At 51.9% G+C, this 23,550-nt stretch carries 33 protein-coding genes; 4 read left to right on the top strand and 29 right to left on the bottom strand.

Annotation, left to right across the window (positions count from 1 at the left end; all coding sequences use genetic code 11):
• Positions 1-2: 2 nt before the first annotated feature.
• The 16 genes from traU to A6U95_RS29700 all read right to left on the bottom strand — a co-directional run bounded on the left by traU (position 3) and on the right by A6U95_RS29700 (position 11,257).
• A complete protein-coding gene (gene traU, locus A6U95_RS10380; protein WP_139102359.1) occupies positions 3-950 on the bottom strand; it encodes a conjugal transfer pilus assembly protein TraU in 948 nt (315 codons plus the stop codon).
• Between the two features lie 52 nt (positions 951-1,002).
• Positions 1,003-1,659, bottom strand: a complete 657-nt coding sequence (gene traW / locus A6U95_RS10375; protein ID WP_065684428.1) for a type-F conjugative transfer system protein TraW — start codon at positions 1,657-1,659, stop codon at positions 1,003-1,005.
• Positions 1,656-2,003, bottom strand: a complete 348-nt coding sequence (trbI, locus tag A6U95_RS10370) for a type-F conjugative transfer system protein TrbI (RefSeq protein WP_065684427.1) — start codon at positions 2,001-2,003, stop codon at positions 1,656-1,658. Before trbI ends, traW begins: the two co-directional genes overlap by 4 nt.
• Complete coding sequence (locus A6U95_RS10365) at positions 2,000-2,410, bottom strand: hypothetical protein (RefSeq protein ID WP_065684426.1); 411 nt, start codon at positions 2,408-2,410, stop codon at positions 2,000-2,002. The genes trbI and A6U95_RS10365 overlap by 4 nt, the downstream gene beginning before the upstream one ends.
• Before the next feature lie 106 nt (positions 2,411-2,516).
• The gene (gene traC, locus A6U95_RS10360) at positions 2,517-5,147 is read right to left on the bottom strand and encodes a type IV secretion system protein TraC (RefSeq protein ID WP_065684425.1); all 2,631 of its coding nucleotides are present in this window, start codon (positions 5,145-5,147) and stop codon (positions 2,517-2,519) included.
• Positions 5,140-5,637, bottom strand: a complete 498-nt coding sequence (locus A6U95_RS10355) for a conjugal transfer protein TraP (protein ID WP_065684424.1) — start codon at positions 5,635-5,637, stop codon at positions 5,140-5,142. Before A6U95_RS10355 ends, traC begins: the two co-directional genes overlap by 8 nt.
• Positions 5,634-5,873 carry a hypothetical protein gene (locus A6U95_RS10350; RefSeq protein WP_065684423.1) on the bottom strand — a complete coding sequence of 80 codons (240 nt, stop codon included), beginning with the start codon at positions 5,871-5,873 and terminating at the stop codon, positions 5,634-5,636. The genes A6U95_RS10355 and A6U95_RS10350 overlap by 4 nt, the downstream gene beginning before the upstream one ends.
• Positions 5,874-6,009: 136 nt before the next feature.
• Positions 6,010-6,552 carry a type IV conjugative transfer system lipoprotein TraV gene (traV, locus tag A6U95_RS10345; RefSeq protein WP_065684422.1) on the bottom strand — a complete coding sequence of 181 codons (543 nt, stop codon included), beginning with the start codon at positions 6,550-6,552 and terminating at the stop codon, positions 6,010-6,012.
• A gap of 21 nt (positions 6,553-6,573) precedes the next feature.
• On the bottom strand, positions 6,574-7,968 hold the full coding sequence (traB, locus tag A6U95_RS10340; RefSeq protein WP_065684421.1) for an F-type conjugal transfer pilus assembly protein TraB: 1,395 nt from the start codon (positions 7,966-7,968) through the stop codon (positions 6,574-6,576).
• Positions 7,955-8,698 carry a type-F conjugative transfer system secretin TraK gene (gene traK / locus A6U95_RS10335; protein ID WP_065684420.1) on the bottom strand — a complete coding sequence of 248 codons (744 nt, stop codon included), beginning with the start codon at positions 8,696-8,698 and terminating at the stop codon, positions 7,955-7,957. The genes traB and traK overlap by 14 nt, the downstream gene beginning before the upstream one ends.
• Positions 8,685-9,251 (bottom strand): type IV conjugative transfer system protein TraE, encoded by a 567-nt coding sequence (gene traE / locus A6U95_RS10330; RefSeq protein WP_065684419.1) that lies wholly within the window; start codon positions 9,249-9,251, stop codon positions 8,685-8,687. Before traE ends, traK begins: the two co-directional genes overlap by 14 nt.
• Positions 9,252-9,265: 14 nt before the next feature.
• Positions 9,266-9,571, bottom strand: coding sequence for a type IV conjugative transfer system protein TraL (gene traL / locus A6U95_RS10325; protein WP_065684418.1), 306 nt, complete (start codon positions 9,569-9,571; stop codon positions 9,266-9,268).
• 149 nt (positions 9,572-9,720) lie between these two features.
• On the bottom strand, positions 9,721-10,071 hold the full coding sequence (traA, locus tag A6U95_RS10320; protein WP_065684417.1) for a type IV conjugative transfer system pilin TraA: 351 nt from the start codon (positions 10,069-10,071) through the stop codon (positions 9,721-9,723).
• A gap of 36 nt (positions 10,072-10,107) precedes the next feature.
• A complete protein-coding gene (traA, locus tag A6U95_RS10315; protein ID WP_065684416.1) occupies positions 10,108-10,458 on the bottom strand; it encodes a type IV conjugative transfer system pilin TraA in 351 nt (116 codons plus the stop codon).
• A 64-nt stretch (positions 10,459-10,522) separates the two neighbouring features.
• Positions 10,523-10,852 carry a TraY domain-containing protein gene (locus A6U95_RS10310; protein ID WP_241810639.1) on the bottom strand — a complete coding sequence of 110 codons (330 nt, stop codon included), beginning with the start codon at positions 10,850-10,852 and terminating at the stop codon, positions 10,523-10,525.
• 246 nt (positions 10,853-11,098) lie between these two features.
• Complete coding sequence (locus A6U95_RS29700; protein WP_241810641.1) at positions 11,099-11,257, bottom strand: TraY domain-containing protein; 159 nt, start codon at positions 11,255-11,257, stop codon at positions 11,099-11,101.
• 295 nt (positions 11,258-11,552) lie between these two features.
• Between A6U95_RS29700 and A6U95_RS10305 the strand changes: the two genes are divergently transcribed.
• Positions 11,553-12,332 carry a helix-turn-helix domain-containing protein gene (locus tag A6U95_RS10305; RefSeq protein WP_065684414.1) on the top strand — a complete coding sequence of 260 codons (780 nt, stop codon included), beginning with the start codon at positions 11,553-11,555 and terminating at the stop codon, positions 12,330-12,332.
• 318 nt (positions 12,333-12,650) lie between these two features.
• Here A6U95_RS10305 and traM read toward each other — a convergent pair whose 3' ends face one another.
• Positions 12,651-13,046 carry a conjugal transfer relaxosome DNA-binding protein TraM gene (gene traM / locus A6U95_RS10300; RefSeq protein WP_065684413.1) on the bottom strand — a complete coding sequence of 132 codons (396 nt, stop codon included), beginning with the start codon at positions 13,044-13,046 and terminating at the stop codon, positions 12,651-12,653.
• Between the two features lie 419 nt (positions 13,047-13,465).
• Between traM and A6U95_RS10295 the strand changes: the two genes are divergently transcribed.
• Positions 13,466-13,927 carry a transglycosylase SLT domain-containing protein gene (locus A6U95_RS10295; RefSeq protein ID WP_065684412.1) on the top strand — a complete coding sequence of 154 codons (462 nt, stop codon included), beginning with the start codon at positions 13,466-13,468 and terminating at the stop codon, positions 13,925-13,927.
• A 420-nt stretch (positions 13,928-14,347) separates the two neighbouring features.
• Here A6U95_RS10295 and A6U95_RS10290 read toward each other — a convergent pair whose 3' ends face one another.
• Positions 14,348-15,211 (bottom strand): LPD29 domain-containing protein, encoded by an 864-nt coding sequence (locus A6U95_RS10290; protein WP_083196350.1) that lies wholly within the window; start codon positions 15,209-15,211, stop codon positions 14,348-14,350.
• Positions 15,212-15,920: 709 nt separating this feature from the next.
• Between A6U95_RS10290 and A6U95_RS31010 the strand changes: the two genes are divergently transcribed.
• Entirely contained in the window at positions 15,921-16,088 is a 168-nt protein-coding gene (locus tag A6U95_RS31010; protein WP_158006208.1) for a hypothetical protein, read from the top strand.
• Between the two features lie 43 nt (positions 16,089-16,131).
• Here the strand turns inward: A6U95_RS31010 and A6U95_RS10285 are convergent, their stop codons facing one another.
• From A6U95_RS10285 to A6U95_RS10270, 4 genes are all read right to left on the bottom strand, one after another.
• Positions 16,132-16,386, bottom strand: a complete 255-nt coding sequence (locus A6U95_RS10285) for a hypothetical protein (protein ID WP_065684456.1) — start codon at positions 16,384-16,386, stop codon at positions 16,132-16,134.
• 94 nt (positions 16,387-16,480) lie between these two features.
• The gene (locus A6U95_RS10280) at positions 16,481-16,828 is read right to left on the bottom strand and encodes a hypothetical protein (protein ID WP_065684408.1); all 348 of its coding nucleotides are present in this window, start codon (positions 16,826-16,828) and stop codon (positions 16,481-16,483) included.
• Positions 16,829-16,885: 57 nt separating this feature from the next.
• The gene (locus tag A6U95_RS10275; protein WP_065684411.1) at positions 16,886-17,254 is read right to left on the bottom strand and encodes a hypothetical protein; all 369 of its coding nucleotides are present in this window, start codon (positions 17,252-17,254) and stop codon (positions 16,886-16,888) included.
• A gap of 741 nt (positions 17,255-17,995) precedes the next feature.
• Positions 17,996-18,385 carry a hypothetical protein gene (locus A6U95_RS10270; protein WP_065684410.1) on the bottom strand — a complete coding sequence of 130 codons (390 nt, stop codon included), beginning with the start codon at positions 18,383-18,385 and terminating at the stop codon, positions 17,996-17,998.
• A gap of 548 nt (positions 18,386-18,933) precedes the next feature.
• Here A6U95_RS10270 and A6U95_RS31005 point away from each other — a divergent pair.
• Positions 18,934-19,101 (top strand): hypothetical protein, encoded by a 168-nt coding sequence (locus tag A6U95_RS31005; RefSeq protein WP_158006208.1) that lies wholly within the window; start codon positions 18,934-18,936, stop codon positions 19,099-19,101.
• Positions 19,102-19,144: 43 nt separating this feature from the next.
• On the opposite strand, the gene A6U95_RS10265 is transcribed toward A6U95_RS31005, so the two are convergent.
• The 7 genes from A6U95_RS10265 to A6U95_RS10235 form a co-directional block, all read right to left on the bottom strand.
• Positions 19,145-19,405: a hypothetical protein gene (locus tag A6U95_RS10265; RefSeq protein WP_065684409.1), complete on the bottom strand. Its 261-nt coding sequence runs from the start codon at positions 19,403-19,405 to the stop codon at positions 19,145-19,147.
• 88 nt (positions 19,406-19,493) lie between these two features.
• Positions 19,494-19,841: a hypothetical protein gene (locus A6U95_RS10260; RefSeq protein ID WP_065684408.1), complete on the bottom strand. Its 348-nt coding sequence runs from the start codon at positions 19,839-19,841 to the stop codon at positions 19,494-19,496.
• 57 nt (positions 19,842-19,898) lie between these two features.
• On the bottom strand, positions 19,899-20,273 hold the full coding sequence (locus tag A6U95_RS10255; RefSeq protein WP_065684407.1) for a hypothetical protein: 375 nt from the start codon (positions 20,271-20,273) through the stop codon (positions 19,899-19,901).
• Between the two features lie 739 nt (positions 20,274-21,012).
• The gene (locus A6U95_RS10250; protein ID WP_065684406.1) at positions 21,013-21,372 is read right to left on the bottom strand and encodes a transcriptional regulator; all 360 of its coding nucleotides are present in this window, start codon (positions 21,370-21,372) and stop codon (positions 21,013-21,015) included.
• Positions 21,373-21,376: 4 nt separating this feature from the next.
• The gene (locus A6U95_RS10245; RefSeq protein ID WP_050313120.1) at positions 21,377-21,679 is read right to left on the bottom strand and encodes a type II toxin-antitoxin system HigB family toxin; all 303 of its coding nucleotides are present in this window, start codon (positions 21,677-21,679) and stop codon (positions 21,377-21,379) included.
• Between the two features lie 152 nt (positions 21,680-21,831).
• A complete protein-coding gene (locus A6U95_RS10240; RefSeq protein ID WP_065684405.1) occupies positions 21,832-22,665 on the bottom strand; it encodes an N-6 DNA methylase in 834 nt (277 codons plus the stop codon).
• 86 nt (positions 22,666-22,751) lie between these two features.
• Entirely contained in the window at positions 22,752-23,183 is a 432-nt protein-coding gene (locus tag A6U95_RS10235; protein ID WP_065684404.1) for a hypothetical protein, read from the bottom strand.
• Positions 23,184-23,550: the final 367 nt, after the last annotated feature.

The raw sequence follows: 23,550 nt of genomic DNA, 5'->3' as shown, positions 1-23,550 counted from the left end.
TCTCAGAGGAAGACGCAGTTACGTTTGCGCCACAACAGGTAGCCGTAGTTTTTTCGCGTTGACGGGAGATTGTGTCCCACTTCCCAGCGCATCACGGTGCGCCCGAACGGATGGCACTGCAGCACATCGGGGATCATGTTCACCATCTGATAGCGCCAGCGCGATTTTGGGATGATAGGGGACGGATACTGATGACAAACCGCACGATCTGCGCCGATGCTTTCCAACACCTGTCCCTGCCGGTGTAACTTGAACGCCATCCGTTCGCTGAGCAGCACCGACGACTGCAACGGGCTGGACTCATTGCTCACCCAGCCGTTAAAGGGGTACATCGAGCCTTGCGAGCCGGCACACCAGAACAGCGGGTCGAGCGGCATGCCCACCGCGCTGGCAATGGCGTCCGCCGCGCAGGCCCCCTGGGCTATCGGGTTGGCAAAAATCACCGCTTCCGGGTTCAGAATCGACGTCAGGGCGCTGTCCCCCCAGGTGGGGTCAATCTCGGACAGATACCCGATATCCAGGTCACCGGCCTGCAAACACCCCATTGAGGTGATGATGTTGAGCCAGTAGGTCAGCGGGTATTTGTACCAATGCACATGGTAGAACGCGCCGTTGACCTGCTTGTCGTCCTTCTTCGCGGTGCCCATACCCATTTTGCCGAGATTAATGGAGAACCCGCCGAGATTGACCATGCAGCCCGGCGAGCGGGTCACATCCGTCATGGCCATGGGCTCCCAGAACCCGATGGCCAGTCCGATGCGTTGGAATATCGGCGGCGGCATCGGGCAGAACTGAATGGGGCTGGCGGGGTTGGGCGTGTCCGGCAGGTCACCACCTGTCACCTGCACACTGCCGAGCGACAACGGAAACATGCAGCGCCAGCAGATATCGGTGATCGGATTAACAAACCGCCCCTCACAAGCCACGGCTCCTGCGCCCGGCACCGCCATCACCCCGTGGCTCAGCCCCAGTAATAACAGACCACCGAGGGTGGCCAGCACCTTACTCATGTGTTGCTCCCTGGCTGTCGTACTGCGTCATCTCCGGCGGGATAACTTCCACCTTCAGGCGCAGCCCACTGGGTGCCGCCGTCACGCGGGCCGGCACTTCGCTGATGGCGAAGCGGGTCGTCAGTGCCCCGTTCTGGTCGAAGAAGATACGGCTATCGAGCTTTTCCGACGTCTCCGGGATGTTGCCTTTCACCAGGATGATGCGGACAATCAGCGTCGCCGGTTTTTGACGCGCTACCCAGGCCACCTGCTCTGCGTCGTCGCCGTCAATGAACATCAGGGTCTCGTTGAACGGCACCACGTTCAGGGGATTAAAGACCTCACCGGCCCGGGCAAACACCCGGCCTTCATGATCGGACACGTCCTTGTCCAGGCGGATACTCGGGTCGAACCAGCGCCGTTCGTAGCGCACGGCACGCGTTATCCCTTCCACCGCCGGCGGACGTTGGCTATTGCGCACCACACGGTCTTTAAACTCTGTCATCTTTTTGTCCATTTCCCCGGATTGCTGCAGGGACTGCAGTCGCTGCTCGATAACACTCAGCATGTCCGGCTCGGCCACGGGCCAGAGGTCGCCCCACGTCCCCAAATCCGTGGCCAGTGCGCTGCCCGCAAACAACGTCAGGCTCAGGGCAACGACCGCCCTCATGACGAGGCCTTCATGCGGCGGGCCACGTCCTTCTGGATGTCGCGGGTAATGTCCGGTGCGCCCTGCACCACCGCCGGCGCCACCAGGATGAGGCCGTTGTGACGAGCCTGCCAATCCTGCAGGCTGGCTTCGAGCGCGGCATTAAAGCGCTCTGACAGCGCCTTGGTCTGCGCCTCGTCCAGCGACCGGCGTGTGGTGCTTTCAAAGAAGGCATCCACCGTGGACTTCATGTTAAATGACGCCACCACAGGCGCATTCAGGCGACAAGTGAGCCAACTGATAACGGCGCTGGCGAGCAGCGTGCCGGCGATGAGAAACACCGTAAGTACCGTTGTTTTTTTCACGTTTTCCCTCCTGCAATGCGCACTCGCTCCTGGAGCTCGATTTGTTGTTCCATCACTGCCCCCAGCCAATGTTCACCCTCGTATATCCCTGCAACGTCGCCGTTCAATACCGCCTGCAGTATTTGCCGCGTATGCCCGCTTAGCGGCAATGCGTTCGCCAGTTGCAATAGCCATCCATCCATATAGACCAGATGGTCAAGCAGGCGACGCTGGTCACTGCCGGGCGTCGTCATACGACGAACACCTTCAGCCATTTCACGACATTCCAGGATGCGTTTATAAATCCCACCACCGACCTCTGCCGCTGAGCGCAACTGCCCAAGCGATTCTTGATTGGCGGACAATAAGTGCCTGCAACTGGTGAGCTGATGAAAGCAGGCATCAAAGGTTTTTCTCTTCACAAACATCGATGTTTCCTTCTTAATGCCCCGCGCAACCGCTGGCAGGGATTTGATACGTAGTCACAGTTCGCAGATACTCCATGTATCTCTGGCTTTTCAGAACGATGTGCTGTCAAAGGGTTATCCCCTCATGCTCCCGCAACCACCGCTCCAGCGACGCCATTTCCGGGCCGGACTTCTGCCAGGCCAGTTCCCAGACGGCTTCGTGAATGGTCAATCCCTCTTGTCGACGACGCTGCACGAACTCAAAGTCCGGCCCGTCTGACGAATACATTGCCCGGCTAAGCGGGTCGACAAACAGCCGGTGCCAGGAAGTGAGGTGCTCCACCGACAGCATAAAACTGCTGAACCACTGGTCTTTTGCGTTGCCAAAACGGGCGATCATGTCGCGCTGCATCTGCGAATATTGATCTGGATAAAGCTGGTTGTATTTGGCAAATTCTTTGGCTGACTGCTTGAGAATGATTTTGTACGACGAGTTCCCCCAGGCCGCCCGCGCCGCACTGGAAGCGGTGTCCGAGTCGAAGTCGACGATGTTCTGGGTGATGGTGATGTACGAGCCTGTATGGCGGCGGGCGGTACGGTAGCCTTTTTCGATGAAGGCCCCGACCTTGTTGTTTTTGAAATCCAACAGCCGCCAGCCTTCATCAATAACATTGAGCTTTTTCAGGCTGCGTGGCGTGCGGTACATGCGGTTTTCGATATAAAGAATGAGCGAAAACATCACCGCAACCAGGAGCGACGGCCGGTCTTCCAGACCGCCCAGCTCCAGTACCACCATCCTCGCATCATCCCTCAGCGACGGTTCATCCGAATTGAAGTAACTGCCGTACACGCCATCGCAGGTGTACTGGGTAAGCAGCACCACCATTTCGTCCAGGCGGCTGCGGAGTGTGGGCGAACCGGCATACTCTTCGCTGTCACGGGCCATCACCAGATAGTCCACCACGTCATCAATGCGTGCCTGATTTTTCTTCGACAACCATGTGGCTTTCACCGCCTTGAGTAACAGGCCTTCATGGACTTCATCCAGATTCCCGTTGGGGCTGGCCATCACCGACAACTGGTCACGCAGACGCTCGGCCATCTCATTGATAGTGTCGTCGGTGACGTTGGCAAACGGGTTAAACTTAAGGCTCTCGCCATCGAGGTACACACCGCCCATGTTCTCGCACAGGGATTTGTAGCCATCGCCCATATCAAACACCACCGCAAATCCACCGGAGTCGATCACGCTGCGGATAAGCGGCTGGATAAGACCGGTTTTCCCGGCCCCTGATGTGCCGCAGACCGCCATGTTGAAATTGGTGTTGCCCATTCCCTTGCTGAACAGATCGATGAATGCCAGTTGGTTGCGGTAGGTGGGTGCCAGTAGCCCGGCGGTGGCCAGCGGGCTATCAGCCACCACGGGCAGCAGGTTGGCCACATTAAAGCTTTCGGCACGCTGCACGACACCGGACGCTTTCAACTGCTTAAACATACCGCCACCGGCGGTGAACGGTAGGCCAGCCAGGAAGTTACGCATCTGGTTAAAACGCGGGGAAATGAGCTCGAATCCGTTTTTACGGAAGCTGTTCAGCACGTCCTGCTCCACGTTAAGCGCGGTTTCTTGTTCATCCCGGCAGAAAACAGTGATGTTCAGGAAATAACTCACCAGTGAAGACTGGCCCGAGGCCAACCGCTGACGAAGGTCACCCCATTCCTGCGCCTCCTGAACCACACCCGGGAAAAATTTGGCGTAGCTGTTTTTAGATTTTTTCTCCAGGTCGAGAAACTTCAGGTTGGCCTCATTCTGGGCCTTCACCTGGTCTTCTACCGACAGGATCAGGGTCAGAATAAACGGAGAGGAGATGGACAGCTCCGGACTCAGCAGGTTGCTGTAGTTGTCAGCCGTATTCCACAGAAACGCCATTTCCGGGTTGCGGGTCAGTTGGAAGTTCATGATACGCGCCACACTGTTTTTCCCGTTTTCACGCAGGCCCAGCGTCATGTGATCCGCTTTCACCTTGAGGTCAAAGCTGTCATCTACGCACTGATAGTTCAGGTCCTTGAGCGGGTCTAGCTCACGATCCTTGGTGTACAGCGCATCCGGGTTGTGGTTCACCATTTCCGCCACGATGCGGATGAAGGCATCGGCATCCACGCCCCGGGTCACAATCTGTGCTCCCTGCAAGGACGCGCGGATGATTTTCACCTGGTTCTCCAGCTCCATCACGCTGGCCTTGCTGCCCCGTTTGCGGGGGACGCAGCAGGAGAAATAGACGCGGTAATTACGCAGTGTCAGCGGCAGATTTAGATGTTCGGGCAGGGGAAACCCCTCTTCCGCCGCTCTCAGGTAATAGGCACGGGTGATGGCGTTGAATTTGTCGGCCTCTTCGCCGGTCCAGGACAGTTCGCGCAGACCGTACTGGATGTCCTGCCCCACCAGAGGACTGGACACCAGGTGGATGGCCAGCGGTACCTCCCGGGTCAGTTTGGTGCGCATCAGGTTTTCGAGTGACGAGACAATGGTCTCATTCGCGCCATTGATCGGCTGGGCTTCCAGCATAAATCCCATCGTTTTATCATTCATGAACAGCCCGGTTTGGCCGTCATAATCACGGTATGGCAACAGCCGGCTGAACTGCGGGAAGTTCATCTGCCCGAGAATGTCATTGGCTTTCGCAGAGTCATCGGGCATTTTCAGCGCGGTTACCAGCGCATTGACCGTGCGGGTCACCGCATCCAGTGGGTTACTACTCATGGCGGCCATCCTTTTTGCTTTTCTCAACCGTTACAGGCGTAGCCGCCAATTTCACTCCCGGACGGTATGGTCGGTAGGTGAACGGGCGGCATCCAAGGGCAAACGCCCCCAAAACAAAGAAAATCCCGAACACCACCCATAACGTCTGCAGCACGCGCAGTGAGCCGTCAATATGCGCCGCATAGCCTTCCGCGTTTGTCAGTACCGTATCGCGACAAACATCCGTAGGCGCGGCCACAATGACGTCAGTAATTTCCTTGTCAACCTTCCGTTCATCACAAACAGGGATGCGGTATTCCCCCGTCTGCGCGTTCCAGGAAACTGACGCGATTTCCTCCGCCATCAGGGTGCCTGGCGTGGTGTTACCCAGCCAGAACAGCATGATAAGCAACAGCATCAGCATGGCGGCGGGCCAGATGAAAACGTACTTAATCAGCCAGCCCAGCCATCTCAGTGCATACAGCACGCCGTACAGCGTTTTACCCATCATTTATGTGCCTTATACTGTTTTAACGGAAACCAGACAGTGCAGTTCTCGTGTATCGCCTTAGCGAACGTTTCACCCGCCTCGCCGCTGTACTGTTCTTTAAGCTGGCTGACATCAGCGTGCGCCAGAAACACCCGCACAACCTCAACACCTATAGCCGTTTTGCCATACCCCAGCTCTTCCTGACTTTCAGCCAGCACCACGAAATTTCCTGACTCACCCGACTTATTCGCTTTCATTCGACGGTCTCCTTGTTTGGATCTTGCCTGGTGCGGCATGCATCTCAGGACACGCTACCGCCCATCCCTTTTCACGTTTCAGGGCACGCGTGATAGAACCGGATTTTGAAAAAGCCCCCTTTACAGGGGGAATACGTCACTGAACGCGCGGTTGACCCCACGCTGACGGTTTAACAACAAAAAACACCCGGGTCGGCTGGTGATAGACGTCTTGCGTATCGATATAGGGCGCAATCCACAGCCCTGCCGTCTTTTCGCCCACACGCAATGGTCGAGGGTCGACAATCATGTCGTGAGTCGATACCGACACCGACCGTGGCTGATAACTGACGGTCGCTGCGGGCGGCGTTGTCACTGGCACACTGCGGGTAAACGGCGCATTCTGACGCGGCGTGCTCACGGACGCCGTGGCGATCGTCGTTACCGGGACAGTCGGTGTTGCCAGTGGCTGCGCAGAGACCGTGCGGAAGTTGCCTTCAGCCAGTCGAGGCAACGCGGCCACATCCGGCTTTACGCCGCTGCCCTCTTCCAGCCGTTTTGCTTTTTCGTTTGCCTGTTCGATGGTCATACAGGTATCTGACGTGGTGGCATTGCATTCAAAGTCGCTGGACGTCCCAGCACAGCCTGACAAGGTCAGAATGCTGCCCAGGGTCAACGTGAGTAGCGGTATCTTGTTCATGCTTGGTTCCTCTGTGCGTGATTACTGTGCCCCGGTGCCGGGCATAAACTGGTTCGGGTTGACTTTCCCCAACTGCTGGAGCATCTGGTCGGTGTTAAAGCCGTTCATGTTGTTGGGCATGGATGGAGATGGCACCGGGCTACTGCCTTCACCCTCTGTTTTTGGCTGCGAAGCATCTTGCGCCAGCTCTTCAATGGTTTTCAGTTGGAAGCCGTCCTGGAAGACCACAGTGACCTCATTACCCGCTCCGATAGGGATGATCGGGTGATACTGCTCCGCGCGTTTGATGTAATAGTCACCCAACGTTTGAGCGGCTTTCGATGCCCCTCCACCAATGCCCATTTTCAGGACATCCGCGGCCCCTATCGACGCAGTTGCCCCCAGACCCACTGCCGGTTGAGAGGCGGTTTGCGCCCCCTGCCCGATACCGTCAACGAAGCCAGCGCCCCATGCCCAACCGAGAATTTTTCCGTTGCGCATTACTACTTCGCCTTTGATGCCGTTTTTGCCCATAAAGCTCACATGCCCGGCAATCGGCTGGTCGATGGTGACGTCGTGTTTCAGGCAACTGATGTTGCGTGTGCGAACGATGGCCCGCTCGCTGGAAACGTCGCCCCAGGCTTCCAGGCCGACAAAGCAGCCGGTCAGGTCGTAGGTTTTGCTGTTGGGCATCTCAACCCGCCCAATCAGGCGCACCTGCATCGGCACCGTGGATTCATTCCCGGTGACGGACGCATTGGCATCTGCCCCTTCAATCAGCATTGATTTGGCAAAACTGCCAGAAGGGATATACGGCAGCGAGGGGCCTTTGTTCCCGTCGCCATAGCTGAACGTTTTACGTCGCACCTGATTTGGTACCGGGATGGACTGATAACTCACCTGCGGCGGTGGCGTCACGCCATTACCGGGATAGAAAGCCGTCGGCGGGGGTACCGCCCCCCTGCCCTGCGGCGGAAAACCCACGGGCTGCGGCTCACCTTCCGGTCCCGGTGGCGGTGATGGCGGCTGCGGTGCCGGTTCACCCGAGCTGGTGACTGGTTTCGCCCCCAGCGCACTCACCTGCGCTGCCAACGCCGCGTTATCCCCGTTGAGTTTGTCAATCTGGCGCTGGTAGTCCGCCTGCCCCTTACTGAGCAACTCCATCTCACGACGCATCGCGTCGTACTGTTTCTGCATGCCAGCGGCGGTCGCCTGCATTTCGGTCGTCGCATGCTGCTGTACCTTTTGGTCAAAGGTGCTGTCCACCACGCCGGTCATGTCCGGGGCTGGTTCGTCCGTCGCTGGCGCTGCTTCGCTTCCCTCATAGCGGGCTTCCGCCAGATACCAGCCACCACCCCCGACCACGCCGAGGGTGGCCACCACAATCCCCAGCCAGATAAACTGTTTACGTTTTACGACTGCATTAATACTGGCCATCCACTGCCCCTCCGCCGCTTATGATGAAGACCTGCAATGCACCGCCCGCCATCACCTGGCGTGCAGGTTCGGCGAACAACACACCCCGGATGCCGTGCTGCCAGAAGTCACTCTCTGTCAGGTTGCGGGCACCTGCGGTGCTGTTGGTGACGCGATAGCTGACCACCTTCAAATGGTTGCCCACCCAGACACGCTCAGCGCTGGCGACCAGGCCCACGGGGGCGCTCAGCCGTTCGTTCGTCACCGGAATACTCTGCCAACCGGACGGCAGTTTCCCGCCGAGCAGATGCTGACTCAGAGACACCAACATGGCTTCATACGGGGAAGATTCTTCCCAGCTCCGCGCCGCGTCACCGGTACCAGAGAGTTCACTGACCAGACGTATCGTTCGGCCCACTCCCGCACGGGGCACCGCCTGCACGGAGAAATTCAGGCCGCGTTCCGTTTCCAGAATGAAGGTGAATGGTTTTTTGTTGAGGGTGCTGACGATGACGCCGCCGCTGGCGGTCTGCTCCTGCCGGGTCAGTTCACCGTCGAGGCTGGTCAGTGCTGTCACGCGGTCGCCGGCCACGGTAAACAGATTGGGGTCAGTGTTACTGACAGCGATACTCGCTTGCCCCCCGTTCGCCAGCGGCACGACGGTAGCGGACACCGCCGTCGGTGCTGCCGCTGTATGCCCGGTAACCAGCATCAGCAACGCGGTCAGCGTAATACGGCTATTTTTGTTCATCGCTAATTTCTCCGAAGTGAACCAGCCAGCTAACCCCGTCCTGGCGTTCGAACTGCAAGACATACTGCTTCAGCTCAGGGTAAGGTTTGGAATCGCCAATCCAGGTCTTCAACTGTCCGCGCACGTCAACGCGGCTGCTGCCCGGATACACCTTCACGCTGGTCATGTAGAAGGACGAGTTAACGTTGTTGTCCTTGATCCGCGTGGCATCTTCTGCCAGTTTGATTTTTAACGCGTTCTGGGACGCCGGACGGACATACATCAGCAATTGTTCGTGTGAGGCATCCACGGTTTCCGGCGTGACGTTGACGCGCAAGGCAATGAGCGAGAGGGCCATTTGTTGCAGGTACGACGCATCGGCCTGATTCTGTGATACGGCGAACGGTGCGTTGTAGAGCATCGGCGTAACCGCCACCTTTTGTTCGTTCTGCAGGCGATAGTTATTGATCCCCTGAATGACGTTGGTGCTGAGGCTCAGTAGCAATAGCGTCCCCAGCGAGAGAAACCCGATGGCGATAACGCGCTGTGTACTGAGGCGTGCTCCATGATCCATCTGAATAATCCTGTCTATTTGATCCACTGCCGATAGCAGGAGTCCGGTACGTCGTGGAAAATGCCCCTCAACAGAGAAGTCGGCATATACCAGTACACCAGGTCCCGCAGCCATGTGCTGCCACGCCCTTTTTTCAGTTTTTTAATGGCCAGATACGCCAGTACGCCCGCGACAATCCCCAAAAGGTAATGCTGCGACCAGATCCCCCATCCCAGGCAAATAATGGCCGGAATGAGTTCGTCCACAGGCAGACCAAACCAGCGCCCCTGATTGGTGAGCGTTTCGGGGAATCGGTATTTTTTGAGAGACTCGTCTGCCATTTAAATAGGCCTCCAGATAACTGGTGGGCAGCCGCGAAATATCTACCCACCAGAATTCAGGCAAAGCAATCCCGTGAACGCGTATATACGCATTCGAAAATAAATAAAATTAATAAGCAGGGACGCTTTCTACTTCCACTAACGCGGAATTAATACCCGGCGACAGACATACCGATGGCGACAAACACCGACAGAATGGCGAAGCCGGCAAGGAACTTGAGGTTCTTGGTGGTCATATACATCACCGCCCCGACCAGTACCTCAGCCAGGACGATCCATTTCACCACACTTGATCCTGTTCCAAAGGTGCTCTTAACGGTGGCATTACCGCTTACCATCAGGTCTTTACCGGCTGCGGCTGCCATCACCGTTTCTGGGAAAGCAGACGCAGCCACCGCAATCGGCAGGCCGAATTTCAGCGCTTTGAGAAGACCAACTTTACTGAATTTCTTTTTAGCAGCGGGTGCCAGTGCTGCATTCATCACAGAGGTTTCTGTCATTTCATTATTCCTTCAACATAATCCACTAACGCGGAATTAATACCCGGCGACAGACATACCGATGGCGACAAACACCGACAAGATGGCGAAGCCGGCAAGGAACTTGAGGTTCTTGGTGGTCATATACATCACCGCCCCGACCAGCACCTCGGCCAGGATGACCCATTTCACCACGCTTGATCCGGACCCAAAGGTGCTCTTAACGGTACCGTCGCCACTTGCCATCAGGTCTTTACCGGCTCCGGCTGCCATCACCGTTTCTGGGAAGAAAGCCGACACCGCCGCAATTGGCAGACCGAACTTCAGCGCTTTGAGAAGGCCAACTTTACTGAATTTCTTTTTAGCAGCCGATGCCGGTGCTGAATTCATCACAGAGATTTCTGTCATTTCATTATTCCTTCAACATAACAGTTAGATTTAAAAAGCGGTTAAAATTACAAACTTCATTACCTCAGTTGAAATTATTGGGTATCACCTCCACCATTTCTGCATTGTAAAAATCGGGAAACTTCTTCAGATGATCGTGAAGCCGTTCCCGTACCTCATAGGATTTACACCAGCCACTGCGATTTTTCGCATTGATGAGTTTAAGGTTCGTTTCATCATCAAACCTGACGGTGGCGTAGTGCTTCCGTGAAAAATCCGGGCTTTCCATGACGCTGAACATCGGAAAACGGTTCAGGTGATCTCGCACACGGAAGAACACCTCAAACCCCCGGCTTCTCCCGCTACGTAGAACGGCAGCGCTTAATAAATCTTCCGTTGCCGTATCAAGTTTCACTCTTACCGTTTTCCCAAGAGCAGGAGCGCTGCTATATCTCCTCACAACCCCCTCCATTCTGTTTTTGAAACCAGATGACCATAACTCAGAAGCACCTCCGGACGTTTATCCCAAAGGCCCCTTAACAGAAAAGTAACAATTTTATTGCTACATATTGAGCAAACTCTTATTTTTAATTATTTCAAGTTAAATTAAATAGATTCCCTGGTACTGCAAAAGGCCATGCTTCTTTGCCACAAAAATATATTACTTATCGTCCCTTAAGAATCTTTTACCTTCAGACGCAATATCTTCGAAGTTAGTGAGATGGTCAGTTAAACGGAGTAAAGCCTCTTGTGTTTTACTGCGTCCTGTTCGTAGAGCCGACTCGGTAAGCAGACGATTAACGTTGGGACTCAATCTCATCACAAGCTGTACTGCTTTCCATTGTTCATCAGTCATAGTTGTAATTCCAAACTGAAACTAAAGGTATGAGTGGTAATTAAACATAAACTTACAAACATGTGAAGATCTTTTGAGTGTTTTTTTTGATTAAAGTGAGTCTGTTTTGAGAATTTTCATATAAATCATACTCATAAAGCACATATTGGCTCCCATTTCACCTATGATGCAGGTATACGGTAATGCCTGCTGCTAGTGCTTGTATGAGCATCTATGCTCAGGAAGTGCTCAAAAACGAAACGGGAAAAATCTTAAGCGCATGAAAAAAAATATAAATTACATAGAAGAAATCAGTAACCTGCTAACCCAAAAAGGTGTCGGGTACAGAAAGCATGCGTCGACAATGGCAACAATACTGGGGCTGCAATACAACAGCGCCAAACAAAAGCTGGATGGCAAGAGGGGCATAACACTCGAGGAGGTAAGAAATATATTCAAATATTTCAATGAGCCTTTTGAAGGGCAAAGGGTACATAATTGTGTTTTTATTATGAACAACATCCACAAACGATGCGTTATAGAGGTTAATGATAGCCCAGTTATTAATACCGAGGAAAATGAGACCTATGCGGTGAAAAAAGACGGTCTTTTTGTAATCAGCACAAAAAACGAGTCCCCCCTTGACGTAGAAATATACAAGGTCAATTCAATAGACTTCTTGCCCGCTCCAAAAGTCGCATTATTAGACAACGACCGTGATATTCTTGAACTTCTTAAGCTAGTTACAGCCCGATATGGGATAGAAGCTGATACTTATCAAAATAAAAACGAAATTATTGAGGCTCTAAACAATAATCAGTATGAAGCATATATCCTTGATTGGTTGCTTGATTTTGGCGAAACATCTGAAAGCGTAGTCAAAAAGATAAGAGAAAAAACGACCCCCTATAGCAACATAATAATTTTAACAGGGCAGTTAAACCATTATGAAAAAAATCTCGGCGATATGATTTTAAACTATGACGTGAAATTAATAGAGAAACCAGCAAAACCATTCATTATATCATCACTTTTATTATCAACTTTATTTTTTAATTAATTCAACAAGGATAAATATAAATAATGAAGAATCTGCGCCCTCGGCTGATTTAACACGAATTCGACCCTTGAGTTATTTTACCTAGTTTTTAATAGTTTTTAACTGTAACGAACTGACATCGAAAACCGCCCGACCTGCAATCAAGGGCGGTTCTCAACCCACATTAGGTGATTCTCATCGAGCCTGAAACAACATAATTTTTCATAACCACACCTTAATCTCACTTTAAAAATTCAGAAATTTTTCCTGAAACTCTTTCTTTAACTTTCCGGATGAAATTCATCATCAATAAATTGATCATTAAATTTATTACATCAATCAAACATCATCTTCACCATCCTCATCTTTAGGGAAGAAATTCGATACAATTTGGTCTACATCTTCACGGATTGTTGTGACCATATCTTTAAATATGAACTTCTCGTTCCCTTCTAAATGCGGACTGAGAGACACCATGCCTAAAAGCTTACTTGTCGCCATCTGCGATTTCAGCACATTCTCTAGCAACGTCTTATTAAAGAGAGCCTGATTGAATCCTGTCTCTTTATTTTTCATCTGGGCTTCATACACCCTAAGTCCCAGTTCAATGAGCATCGTGGTGACACTCGAAAAACTGACATCTTTGTCTTTAGCACCTTCTTGGCGGCGTTTTTCGACGATTGCCATTATCTTGTCTGCTACGTCATCACTGGCGTACACCTGGATCTTAGCCACAGCACTTTTCCTTATATTATTGGGATTTTATTTGACCCTGAAATATCAAAAATATGACGAATCGCCAAAAAATCGAATCGCAAGTCGAATCTAGATATACAGAAAGTCACGTAGCGAATCGTAGCAGGGGTCGACTCTAGGGTCAATTCGCACTAACAGTTTGATTTATAAAAATCGATTCGCCTACGATTTTTCACAGAGTCATAGACGAGTCGCTTAGATTCGTCGGCAATACATTTATACTTCCACATTGGAACTGAACGGAATTATTATTTCATAACCTACTGTTTTAACAACCTAATCAGCAAAAAGTAATTTTTGCGTGGGGTGTGGAAAAATTGCATCGAGAGGCGTTATATAGTTGACTTGGTTTTTTGTTAGGACTAGATTATTACAACTTTTAGGGGCAGGGGCAGTTTATGAAACGGATAGCTTTTTCTTCGATATTTTTTCTGCTCTCATTCCCTACCCTAGCTGATTGCTTTGATATGGCAGGACGCGATTACCGTATTGACCCTGATCTTCTAAGAGCCATAGCCTGGAACGAATCAAAGTTTAACCCGGTTGCTGTTGGCCAAAACTCGGATGGCAGTTTAGATATCGGTCTTATGCAAATAAACACACAGCATTCTAATAAACTCGCTTCTTTTGGCATAAGTCAAAATCATTTGAGCCAGGACGCATGTATGAACATTTATACTGGTGCATACATACTGGCAACATCATTCAAAAAATGGGGCGTATCCTGGGCAGCTGTCGGTGCCTACAATGCAGGATTCAAAGAGTCCGATATTCAGGCGCAAAGGCGTTATAAGTATGCATCCAAGATTGAGAAAACTTATCGCGTGATCAAGCAGAGCAAGCATAATGTTGCTCAGTAAAATTCACTTCTGATTATCTGCACTTTTTATTCACGTTGCCCCCCTTATCCACATATGCGCATGAACCAAAGCCTGCGAACTTACTTCCACTACAGAAGTAAATGAGTGGGAGCGATTTTTCAACGGGCAGTTGAAAAATTGTGATTGTGTATATGTGGGTAAGCCATCATGTCAACTGCACATACTCAGGCGATGACAATAGAATTTCATTGTCATCATGCAAACCAGGGAGCCCCTTTGGGGCAGCGACTGGATGAAAAGATTCTTCTTTTCATCCAGGTGGGCGGGGATTAAAGTTATACTCCCTTAACGGGGGTATAACTTTAAAGCGACTCAGAGATTCAACACTGAAACTTTGTTCAAAAAAACACACGTACCCAGGAATGAGAAGAAACCTGCCTCATTCCTGGGATGAATTTACTAGGCGGTCAATTCAGCTCTCATTTTGTTAATTTCATCTTCAACACCATGCCTATGCCAAAAATCACCAAAACCTACACGCCAAAGCTCACCAGATTTATAGCGGTCTAAGTTGACATTTTCGAAGCGGTCGCCGAACTTGGCATTAAATTCCTGTATAGCCTTCTCTGTCAGAACGTCGCTAAACTCCCTCTTTATGAAAAGGTATTTAACACCTCCATAAACTTTATTAAACGGAGTATCACAATATTCATAGATATCTGCCATGCTGTTAAAGTGTCCATCTTTATATTTACCGGCAATAATTTTAATCTCATCCTCTTTTGGGCCATCTGTCCAACTAATCTCTACACTACATGTATGTCTTTTGCGAACACCAAATTTTACGCCTGGGTATGCTTTCTTCAATTCCTTGCGAATATTAGCAGTAACTTGAGAAACGCCTTTTTGTTCTTGTGAAAGGTCACTATACTCAGGCGCATTTTTCAAACGTTCAATTTCATCTTGAAATTCTTTTTGAGCCTGTTTTTTTTCTGTGTCTTTTCTTTCTACTTCAGCGCGGGCATTGATTAAAATTCTATCAATTTCGTTTTGACCCAAAACCTCGTCATGAATCGTCCATTGTACACCATGCAAAATGCATTCGGGTAATTGGTGCGTCATCCCTCCGGATTCAAACGCAATATCAAAGGTTGCGTTTCCACCTAAAACCATTACACCGCCAAAACGATGACTTACTGTTTCTGGGGTTTGTTCACCCTGGATCAGGTATATTACTCCGCGCCCACGACCATACAAATTTGTACTGACAATTTGCCCAACCACGATCTTTTTACTTCCCATATTAGTTTTCACAATACCCATGGCTTTATCTCCTTTTTGATTTTTCGCCTGCTTTCTCAGGAACAGGCAACTGATTACATTACCGTAAAATTATTTTCTCCGTTAGATACGCTTGGGACTGTCCTTTCACATATCCTGCTAGCTTCCGTCGCGCTGTTGACGTTGACGTTTTGTGTGTGCATGTTATTTCTCCCGTTAGTGTTTATTGTCACATCCCACTGAGCCCCTCGCCGCAACCGCTAAACTGACCTTCCAGGGATGAGGATGAAGTCAAATTTGGCGACAAAGCCGCAGCGCAAGCGACCGCAGGGAGTGCGAACGGGTGCCGGCGACAGATTTGACTTCAGACGCCTGGAAGGTAGTTTTTAGCGGGGCGAGGGACTCAGTGGGTGTGACTGACACGGTAGTAGCAATATGCACACACCCGACACGGCGAAACGCCGTGGCGACCTTAGCGCCCTACTGCCCTATCGTAGGGCAGTGAACGCGCTGGCCCCCGGCCAGCTGCAGCCCTTGACCTGGCCGTTAGATATCAGACCCTAGCCGTAGGCCCGAAACCCGCTTGCGGGGTTCGGCGAAGCTTGCCCGGCATGTTTTTGCCGGGTTAGCTGAGTAGGGGTGACGACCAGGCAAAGCCTGGGAGCCGAAGGTATCCAGACTGCCGTAGACGTGATTTTGGGCCAGAAATCTGTTGATCCAACGACGTGGTATTACTAAGGAAAGTAGTGAGATGAAGAGGAAGAAATTTAGTATCAATACCTTGTGGTCAATTCAGATCCAGCCCGCCCGCCATACGCTGAGAAAATGCAGCAAAAGAAGCCACCGCTGCGGCGCAGCCGCAGCAGCTGCTTATTATGGTTTTTGCGGCGCCGACGTGGGCACCATTCCAAACGGGTGATGAATAGCCAAAAAAAGCCGCCCACTAGGGGCGGCGCGTTAAATCAGGCGATCGCCCGTGTCAGCTCAAGAACACGTAGAACGTGCCCCCAATCACTCCCACGCATAGCAGGAACACGGACGGACTGGCCTTTGTGGCGGCACTGGGCGATATGGAAACCCAAGTCGCGCATTTCCGGATTGAGATCACTGGCGGAAATGTCACGGCGTAGAATGCGAACCTGTTTTTTCGGATGCTCGTTTTGGATCTCCAATTGCTTTACATACAGCGCAGATGGTGCAATGATTGAGACTTCAATATTCATGGCTTTATCTCCATGTTGATTATTGGAAGCTGGTCTAACTTTCTCAGGGGTAAACCAGCTAGAGAAGGCAGGGGAAACCCTGCTTTTTTCATTTCTGGCTTAAACCAAACGCCTCCTTAACGCTGGCCAGGATCTTCGCGTGGCTCAGGTTGCTGTAATCCCGCATCTCGAAGTAACGAACTCCGATCCGGGTGTAAATTTCGGTAACGTTGCCGCAATACATCTCAGCTGACATAAACGTTTCACACTCACCATCTTCGCTGCATGACCAATTAATCGGGTATATCGCGCCTAACGCGTCATGGAACCGATGAACGTCAATTTCAACCGGCTTTTTCACCGCTGCTTTTTCACGGCTCTGCCAATAGGCGCGATCGGTTTCCGTGCTGGCATTCATACCCAGAGCAGCAGATGATTCAGTCAGATTTAAGTGCATGGTTTTTTTCCTTCTAGTGAGGGGTGGCAGCAATACGCCGCCACCGGGTTAAAAAAATCAGTAATCGGCAGCCAGCTCGGCCATCAGTTCATCACTTGAGGCCTGTGCGCGTTGTTCTTCGGCCAGTGTCAGCATGATCCCCCGCTTCGTTGCCGCGCCCATAAACACCGGGCGATCTGTTAGCGTTAATCTTTCCATCCAGTTCATCGCCATAGCCAGTAGGCGTGATTCGTAAATTTCGTAATAGCTGCCACACCCTTTATTGGCATCTTTTTCCAGCCGTTGGATCACCACGTCAGCGCGGATAACATCAAACGGGTGACGTGAGTGAATGTTGCAGACAAAACCATCAAATCGAGGTGTTGTCCTTTCACATATCCTGCTAGCTTCCGTCGCGCTGTTGACGTTGACGTTTTGTGTGTGCATGTTATTTCTCCCGTTAGTGTTTATTGTCACATCCCACTGAGCCCCTCGCCGCAACCGCTAAACTGACCTTCCAGGGATGAGGATGAAGTCAAATTTGGCGACAAAGCCGCAGCGCAAGCGACCGCAGGGAGTGCGAACGGGTGCCGGCGACAGATTTGACTTCAGACGCCTGGAAGGTAGTTTTTAGCGGGGCGAGGGACTCAGTGGGTGTGACTGACACGGTAGTAGCAATATGCACACACCCGACACGGCGAAACGCCGTGGCGACCTTAGCGCCCTGCAGCCTTTTGCAGGGCAGTGAAACGCGCTGGCCACCTGGCCAGCTGCAGCCCTTGACCTGGCCGTTAGATATCAGACCCTAGCCTTAGGCCCGAAACCCGCTCGCGGGGTTCGGCGAAGCTTGCCCGGCATTTTTTTGCCGGGTTAGCTGAGTAGGGGTGACGACCAGGCAAAGCCTGGGAGCCGAAGGTATCCAAACAGCCGTTGATTTAGTTTCTCGCCAGCCAGCTGCAATACCATCGATGTAGGAAGAAGATAATCAGGAAAGAGAGGTAACCAGGAAGAAGACCAAAGAGGAAGATAACGAATACCCCCAGGAGCGGCAGAGAGAAGAACAGCGCCGCAGGCGCTGTCCTCTCCCCTGCTTTTGGCCGCCCGTAGTTGACCCGGCGAGTTGGCAGGCAGCTGTTTGGCCAGAAGGAACTCTAGGGAACCTGCCCAAGGCAGGCTCCCCAGCGAGAACTAGAATGGGCATTCTAACGGGTCACAGTCATCCATTGAGCCATCGTCGAAGCAGTAGGCCGCCATATCGTTCATGCCCATGTTCTCGCGCGTCAGTAGTATCCCCCGGCGCTGTGCGGCACCAAAGAAGGTGATCCGGTCCAAAAGAGGCAAGCGGTCCATGTATTCCCAGGCGGAGAAATGGAGGTTGTTTTCATACAGCTCATCATGCAGCCCGCTGCCGATGTGTGCTTCAGCTTCCAGGCGAGTCAAAAGCGCATCGGCCAGGATCACATCATGCTCGTTTACTGAGTCCACATTCTTGATATAACCGTCAAAACGTGGGGTTGTCTTTTCACATATCCTGCTAGCTTCCGTCGCGCCGTTGACGTTGACGTTTTGTGTGTGCATGTTATTTCTCCCGTTAGTGTTTATTGTCACATCCCACTGAGCCCCTCGCCGCAACCGCTAAACTGACCTTCCAGGGATGAGGATGAAGTCAAATTTGGCGACAAAGCCGCAGCGCAAGCGACCGTAGGGAGTGCGAACGGGTGCCGGCGACAGATTTGACTTCAGACGCCTGGAAGGTAGTTTTTAGCGGGGCGAGGGACTCAGCGGGTGTGACTGACACGGCAGTAGCAATATGCACACACCCGACACGGCGAAATGCCGTGGCGACCTTAGCGCCCTACTGCCCTATCGTAGGGCAGTGAACGCGCTGGCCCCCGGCCAGCTGCAGCCCTTGACCTGGCCGTTAGATATCAGACCCTAGCCGTAGGCCCGAAACCCGCTTGCGGGGTTCGGCGAAGCTTGCCCGGCATGTTTTTGCCGGGTTAGCTGAGTAGGGGTGACGACCAGGCAAAGCCTGGGAGCCGAAGGTATCCAGACTGCCGTAGACGTGATTTTGGGCCAGAAATCTGTTGATCCAACGACGTGGTATTACTAAGGAAAGTAGTGAGATGAAGAGGAAGAAATTTAGTATCAATACCTTGTGGTCAATTCAGATCCAGCCCGCCCGCCATACGCTGAGAAAATGCAGCAAAAGAAGCCACCGCTGCGGCGCAGCCGCAGCAGCTGCTTATTATGGTTTTTGCGGCGCCGACGTGGGCACCATTCCAAACGGGTGATGAATAGCCAAAAAAAGCCGCCCACTAGGGGCGGCGCGTTAAATCAGGCGAACGCCCGTGTAAGCTGAAGAACAAGTAGAACGTGCCCCCAATCCCTCCCACGCATAGTAGAAAGACGGACGGACTTGACTTGGTGGTGGGACTGGGGGATATGGAAACCCAAGTCGAGCATTTCCGGATTGAGATCACTGGCGGAAATGTCACGGCGTAGAATGCGAACCGGTTTTTTCGGATGCTCGTTTTGGATCTCCAATTGCTTTACATACAGCGCAGATGGTGCAATGATTGAGACTTCAATATTCATGGCTTTATCTCCATGTTGATTATTGGAAGCTGGTCTAACTTTCTCAGGGGTAAACCAGCTAGAGAAGGCAGGGGAAACCCTGCTTTTTTCATTTCTGGCTTAAACCAAACGCCTCCTTAACGCTGGCCAGGATCTTCGCGTGGCTCAGGTTGCTGTAATCCCGCATCTCGAAGTAACGAACTCCGATCCGGGTGTAAATTTCGGTAACGTTGCCGCAATACATCTCAGCTGACATAAACGTTTCACACTCACCATCTTCGCTGCATGACCAATTAATCGGGTATATCGCGCCTAACGCGTCATGGAACCGATGAACGTCAATTTCAACCGGCTTTTTCACCGCTGCTTTTTCACGGCTCTGCCAATAGGCGCGATCGGTTTCCGTGCTGGCATTCATACCCAGAGCAGCAGATGATTCAGTCAGATTTAAGTGCATGGTTTTTTTCCTTCCAGTGCGGGGCGGCAGCAATACGCCGCCACCGGGTTAAAAAAATCAGTAATCGGCAGCCAGCTCGGCCATCAGTTCATCACTTGAGGCCTGTGCGCGTTGTTCTTCGGCCAGTGTCAGCATGATCCCCCGCTTCGTTGCCGCGCCCATAAACACCGGGCGATCTGTTAGCGTTAATCTTTCCATCCAGTTCATCGCCATAGCCAGTAGGCGTGATTCGTAAATTTCGTAATAGCTGCCACACCCTTTATTGGCATCTTTTTCCAGCCGTTGGATCACCACGTCACCGCTGATAACATCAAACGGGTGACGTGATTGAANGTTGCAGACAAAACCATCAAATCGAGGTGTTGTCCTTTCACATACCCTGCTAGCTTCCGTCGCGCTGTTGACGTTGACCTTGACGTTTTGTGTGTGCATGTTATTTCTCCCGTTAGTGTTTATTGTCACATCCCACTGAGCCCCTCGCCGCAACCGCTAAACTGACCTTCCAGGGATGAGGATGAAGTCAAATTTGGCGACAAAGCCGCAGCGCAAGCGACCGCAGGGAGTGCGAACGGGTGCCGGCGACAGATTTGACTTCAGACGCCTGGAAGGTAGTTTTTAGCGGGGCGAGGGACTCAGTGGGTGTGACTGACACGGTAGTAGCAATATGCACACACCCGACACGGCGAAACGCCGTGGCGACCTTAGCGCCCTGCAGCCTTTTGCAGGGCAGTGAAACGCGCTGGCCACCTGGCCAGCTGCAGCCCTTGACCTGGCCGTTAGATATCAGACCCTAGCCGTAGGCCCGAAACCCGCTTGCGGGGTTCGGCAGAAGCTTACCCGGCATTTTTGGCCGGGTTAGCTGAGTAGGGGTGACGACCAGGCAACGCCTGGGAGCCGAAGGTATCCAAACAGCCGTTGATTTAGTTTCTCGCCAGCCAGCTGCAATACCATCGGTGTCGGAAGAAGATAATCAGGAAAGAGAGATGACCTGGAAGAAGATCAGAGAGGAAGATAATCAATCCCCCCTGGAGCGGCAGAGAGAAGAACGGCGCCGCAGGCGCCGTCCTCTCTTTGGCTTTTTGCCGCCCGTGCTTGCGCGCCGTATAGGGGTAAACCTGGGCAGCAACCACAGGATGGATGTTCTACACCTGTAGCTGCCTGTTGCGGAAAATTACACGCCAACCAGACTTTCCAGCGGGATATTGAATTGCTTGTGCAGGTTACGGATCATCGGCAAGGTGAGTTTTCGTGTACCGTTCAGGACTTCATACACACGGTTTGCCCTGCCGATCGCTGGCTCCAAGTCTTTGACCGTCAAGCCCTGTTGCTCCATCCGGAACTTTATCGCCTCGATGGGGTGAGGAGGCTCAATGGGATAGTGCTTCTTTTCGTATTCTTCAATCAGCAGGCACATGACTTCAAAATAGTCCCCTTCGGGCGTATCTATTTCTGGCTCGTTATCAAAGAGGGGTGAAACCGCTTTTAGTGCTGCGTTATAATCAGCTTCGTTACGGATCGGTTTAATTTGCATCGTTTTACTCCAGTTCTACAGTTTCAGCATCGATGGCATCGTATTTGCGGTGCGTGCCGATGAATTTCACAAACATCCATCCCCGCTGGTAGGCAATCGCTACGATTAACCTGTAGTCGTTTCCTTTGATATTGAATACCACCCGCCTGTTCTTCAGAATGCTGGCGCTGCGGTACTGTTCTTTAATCTCTGCCGGGGTACGCCAGTTCGCTTTGACGGCCTCATCTACCCATGCTTTCAGCGGCTGCTCGGCATCGGGATATTCATCCCAAAAATCTTTTAATGTCTTAACGGATATGATTTTCATACTGTTTATTATAGTCCCAAATTGGGATTAATCAAGGTTTTAGTCCCACCACGGGACTCATTTTATAGCATTAAAGCGGGGAGGGTCCCCCCTTCCCGCTGGGCATAACAGGGCTATAAACTGCCTTGACCGGCATTATTAATGCTCAAATCTCAGCTCAAAACCGCCGTTTTGGTCGCCTGCTGCATAATCTTTGCCAGCGCCTCCACACTCTGCCGCAGAGCCAACCGGCCTTCCCATTCCTTGATGTAGTAAGTCGGCGTATAGCGAACGCGGGTGAATTTCGTGGTCAATGCATTGCCGGTGATCACCTTGGCAGCGATCCCGAGCAGGCTCAACTGGATGAAAGCCATATCAGCGGCAATAGGATCAATATCGATGCACTCGACATACAGGTGTTCGGAAGGATTTAGCCCCGCTTCCAGCATGCATTGAGCATAGGCCAGCACCATACCCGCAGCGCCGCATGCTGGCTCATGCAGCTCTATCCAGCCCTTTTTCTGGACTACTGCCGCAATATCTCCAGTCAGCATTTTCGCCATCATCAATTGGATATGATATGGCGTAAAAAATTGGCCCATCTGATCGGAGCCAAGTTCCAGCTCCATGAATATTGACCCCAGAAAATCATGAAATTCACCTTCCAGGGCGGTGACCATCAGGCAAAACAGTTTTTTCATATTGTCGTGATCAGCAGCCGTGTAACCGTCGCAAATCTGGCGGCTACGCTCGATATTTTCAGGCGTTCGGATGCGAGCCATATCCAGCTCACTGGCCGCCAGTGTAATGAAGTCACGAAAAACGTCCCAACGCCGCATATTTTGCGCTGTGTGAGCAAAGACGCTGATAAATTGCTTTCGGGCTACATCTGGCATGATCATGCGGGGCGGTACTGGGCTGAGCGGTTTCTTGATCGGTACGGGCTTGGTTTGTGCTGATACGCTTTCGAACGCGCTGCATAAATCGTTAAAACTCAGTTGTGACATAGGCTTATCTCCATATTTGACAGTGAAAGCCGGTCTAACTTTCTCAGGGGTAAACCAGCTAGAGAAGGCAGGGGAAACCCTACTTGTTAGTCATCGTGTTGCAAATGGCCATAGAGGGGTAATGCGTACGTACGTTCGGCGTTCCAGATATCGCCATCGCGTGCCACTTCCACGAACTCGCCGTTTTCCAGACATCGCCACTGATCGGCATCAACTGTAAAGTGATAGCCTGTTGTGCTGATACAGACGTCTTGTATAGGCACCTGCACATCCACGGCATCCACAACAAAGTCGCTTTCCTTTGGCGCAAGCAAGCCGAATTTGAAAGCTGCATCCAGCCTGCTTTTTGCAAAGATAAAATACCGATGATGCGTGCTAAAGACTCCACGAAGGCTGTAGGCGGTATATTTCACGACAAAACGGCCCTGCTCTTGATAGGCGAAAGCGCGTAGTTTTTTTACCCATCTTTTGGGAGGATCTTGCGTGGCGGTTTTGACGTTGACGTTTTGTGTGTTCATGCTGTTTTTCCCCTTATCAGGTGGTTAGTCCATCTTTCGGTTAGGTCTCACGCGGCAAATGGCGTAAGGAGCAACAGGCCTGGGCAGAAAACAAAGGGCCGTTTACGGCGTTCACCTTCCTTTGTTTTCTGAACGGGAATGGTGCTACAAACAGCCATCCGCGAAGAACTAAACGAGAGAGGGATCACCAGGGCAACAGTATGAACACACCCGGCACGACGGAACGGCGGGACGTCCTTAGCGCCCTGCAGCTTTACCGCGGGGCAGTGAACGCGCTGGCCCTGGCCAGCTGCTGCCCTTGACCTGGCCGTTAGATATCAGACCCTAGCCTTCAGGCCCGAACCCCGCTTTTTATGCGGGGTTCGGC

Origin of the sequence: Serratia sp. 14-2641 (genome assembly GCF_001692375.1) — a bacterium.
Lineage (GTDB): Bacteria > Pseudomonadota > Gammaproteobacteria > Enterobacterales > Enterobacteriaceae > Chania > Chania fonticola_C.
The sequence above is the reverse complement of the archived record's forward strand: the minus strand, read 5'-3'. Positions and strand labels throughout refer to the sequence as shown.

Coding starts and splice junctions, on each gene's coding strand:
- traU (WP_139102359.1), bottom strand. CDS start 950: ATGGCGGTGCCGGGCGCAGGAGCCGTGGCTTGTGAGGGGCGGTTTGTT.
- traW (WP_065684428.1), bottom strand. CDS start 1,659: ATGAGGGCGGTCGTTGCCCTGAGCCTGACGTTGTTTGCGGGCAGCGCA.
- A6U95_RS10365 (WP_065684426.1), bottom strand. CDS start 2,410: ATGTTTGTGAAGAGAAAAACCTTTGATGCCTGCTTTCATCAGCTCACC.
- traC (WP_065684425.1), bottom strand. CDS start 5,147: ATGAGTAGTAACCCACTGGATGCGGTGACCCGCACGGTCAATGCGCTG.
- A6U95_RS10355 (WP_065684424.1), bottom strand. CDS start 5,637: ATGATGGGTAAAACGCTGTACGGCGTGCTGTATGCACTGAGATGGCTG.
- A6U95_RS10350 (WP_065684423.1), bottom strand. CDS start 5,873: ATGAAAGCGAATAAGTCGGGTGAGTCAGGAAATTTCGTGGTGCTGGCT.
- traV (WP_065684422.1), bottom strand. CDS start 6,552: ATGAACAAGATACCGCTACTCACGTTGACCCTGGGCAGCATTCTGACC.
- traB (WP_065684421.1), bottom strand. CDS start 7,968: ATGGCCAGTATTAATGCAGTCGTAAAACGTAAACAGTTTATCTGGCTG.
- traK (WP_065684420.1), bottom strand. CDS start 8,698: ATGAACAAAAATAGCCGTATTACGCTGACCGCGTTGCTGATGCTGGTT.
- traE (WP_065684419.1), bottom strand. CDS start 9,251: ATGGATCATGGAGCACGCCTCAGTACACAGCGCGTTATCGCCATCGGG.
- traL (WP_065684418.1), bottom strand. CDS start 9,571: ATGGCAGACGAGTCTCTCAAAAAATACCGATTCCCCGAAACGCTCACC.
- traA (WP_065684417.1), bottom strand. CDS start 10,071: ATGACAGAAACCTCTGTGATGAATGCAGCACTGGCACCCGCTGCTAAA.
- traA (WP_065684416.1), bottom strand. CDS start 10,458: ATGACAGAAATCTCTGTGATGAATTCAGCACCGGCATCGGCTGCTAAA.
- A6U95_RS29700 (WP_241810641.1), bottom strand. CDS start 11,257: ATGAGATTGAGTCCCAACGTTAATCGTCTGCTTACCGAGTCGGCTCTA.
- A6U95_RS10305 (WP_065684414.1), top strand. CDS start 11,553: ATGAAAAAAAATATAAATTACATAGAAGAAATCAGTAACCTGCTAACC.
- A6U95_RS10295 (WP_065684412.1), top strand. CDS start 13,466: ATGAAACGGATAGCTTTTTCTTCGATATTTTTTCTGCTCTCATTCCCT.
- A6U95_RS10290 (WP_083196350.1), bottom strand. CDS start 15,211: ATGGGTATTGTGAAAACTAATATGGGAAGTAAAAAGATCGTGGTTGGG.
- A6U95_RS31010 (WP_158006208.1), top strand. CDS start 15,921: ATGAAGAGGAAGAAATTTAGTATCAATACCTTGTGGTCAATTCAGATC.
- A6U95_RS10280 (WP_065684408.1), bottom strand. CDS start 16,828: ATGCACTTAAATCTGACTGAATCATCTGCTGCTCTGGGTATGAATGCC.
- A6U95_RS10275 (WP_065684411.1), bottom strand. CDS start 17,254: ATGCACACACAAAACGTCAACGTCAACAGCGCGACGGAAGCTAGCAGG.
- A6U95_RS10270 (WP_065684410.1), bottom strand. CDS start 18,385: ATGCACACACAAAACGTCAACGTCAACGGCGCGACGGAAGCTAGCAGG.
- A6U95_RS31005 (WP_158006208.1), top strand. CDS start 18,934: ATGAAGAGGAAGAAATTTAGTATCAATACCTTGTGGTCAATTCAGATC.
- A6U95_RS10265 (WP_065684409.1), bottom strand. CDS start 19,405: ATGAATATTGAAGTCTCAATCATTGCACCATCTGCGCTGTATGTAAAG.
- A6U95_RS10260 (WP_065684408.1), bottom strand. CDS start 19,841: ATGCACTTAAATCTGACTGAATCATCTGCTGCTCTGGGTATGAATGCC.
- A6U95_RS10250 (WP_065684406.1), bottom strand. CDS start 21,372: ATGCAAATTAAACCGATCCGTAACGAAGCTGATTATAACGCAGCACTA.
- A6U95_RS10245 (WP_050313120.1), bottom strand. CDS start 21,679: ATGAAAATCATATCCGTTAAGACATTAAAAGATTTTTGGGATGAATAT.
- A6U95_RS10240 (WP_065684405.1), bottom strand. CDS start 22,665: ATGTCACAACTGAGTTTTAACGATTTATGCAGCGCGTTCGAAAGCGTA.
- A6U95_RS10235 (WP_065684404.1), bottom strand. CDS start 23,183: ATGAACACACAAAACGTCAACGTCAAAACCGCCACGCAAGATCCTCCC.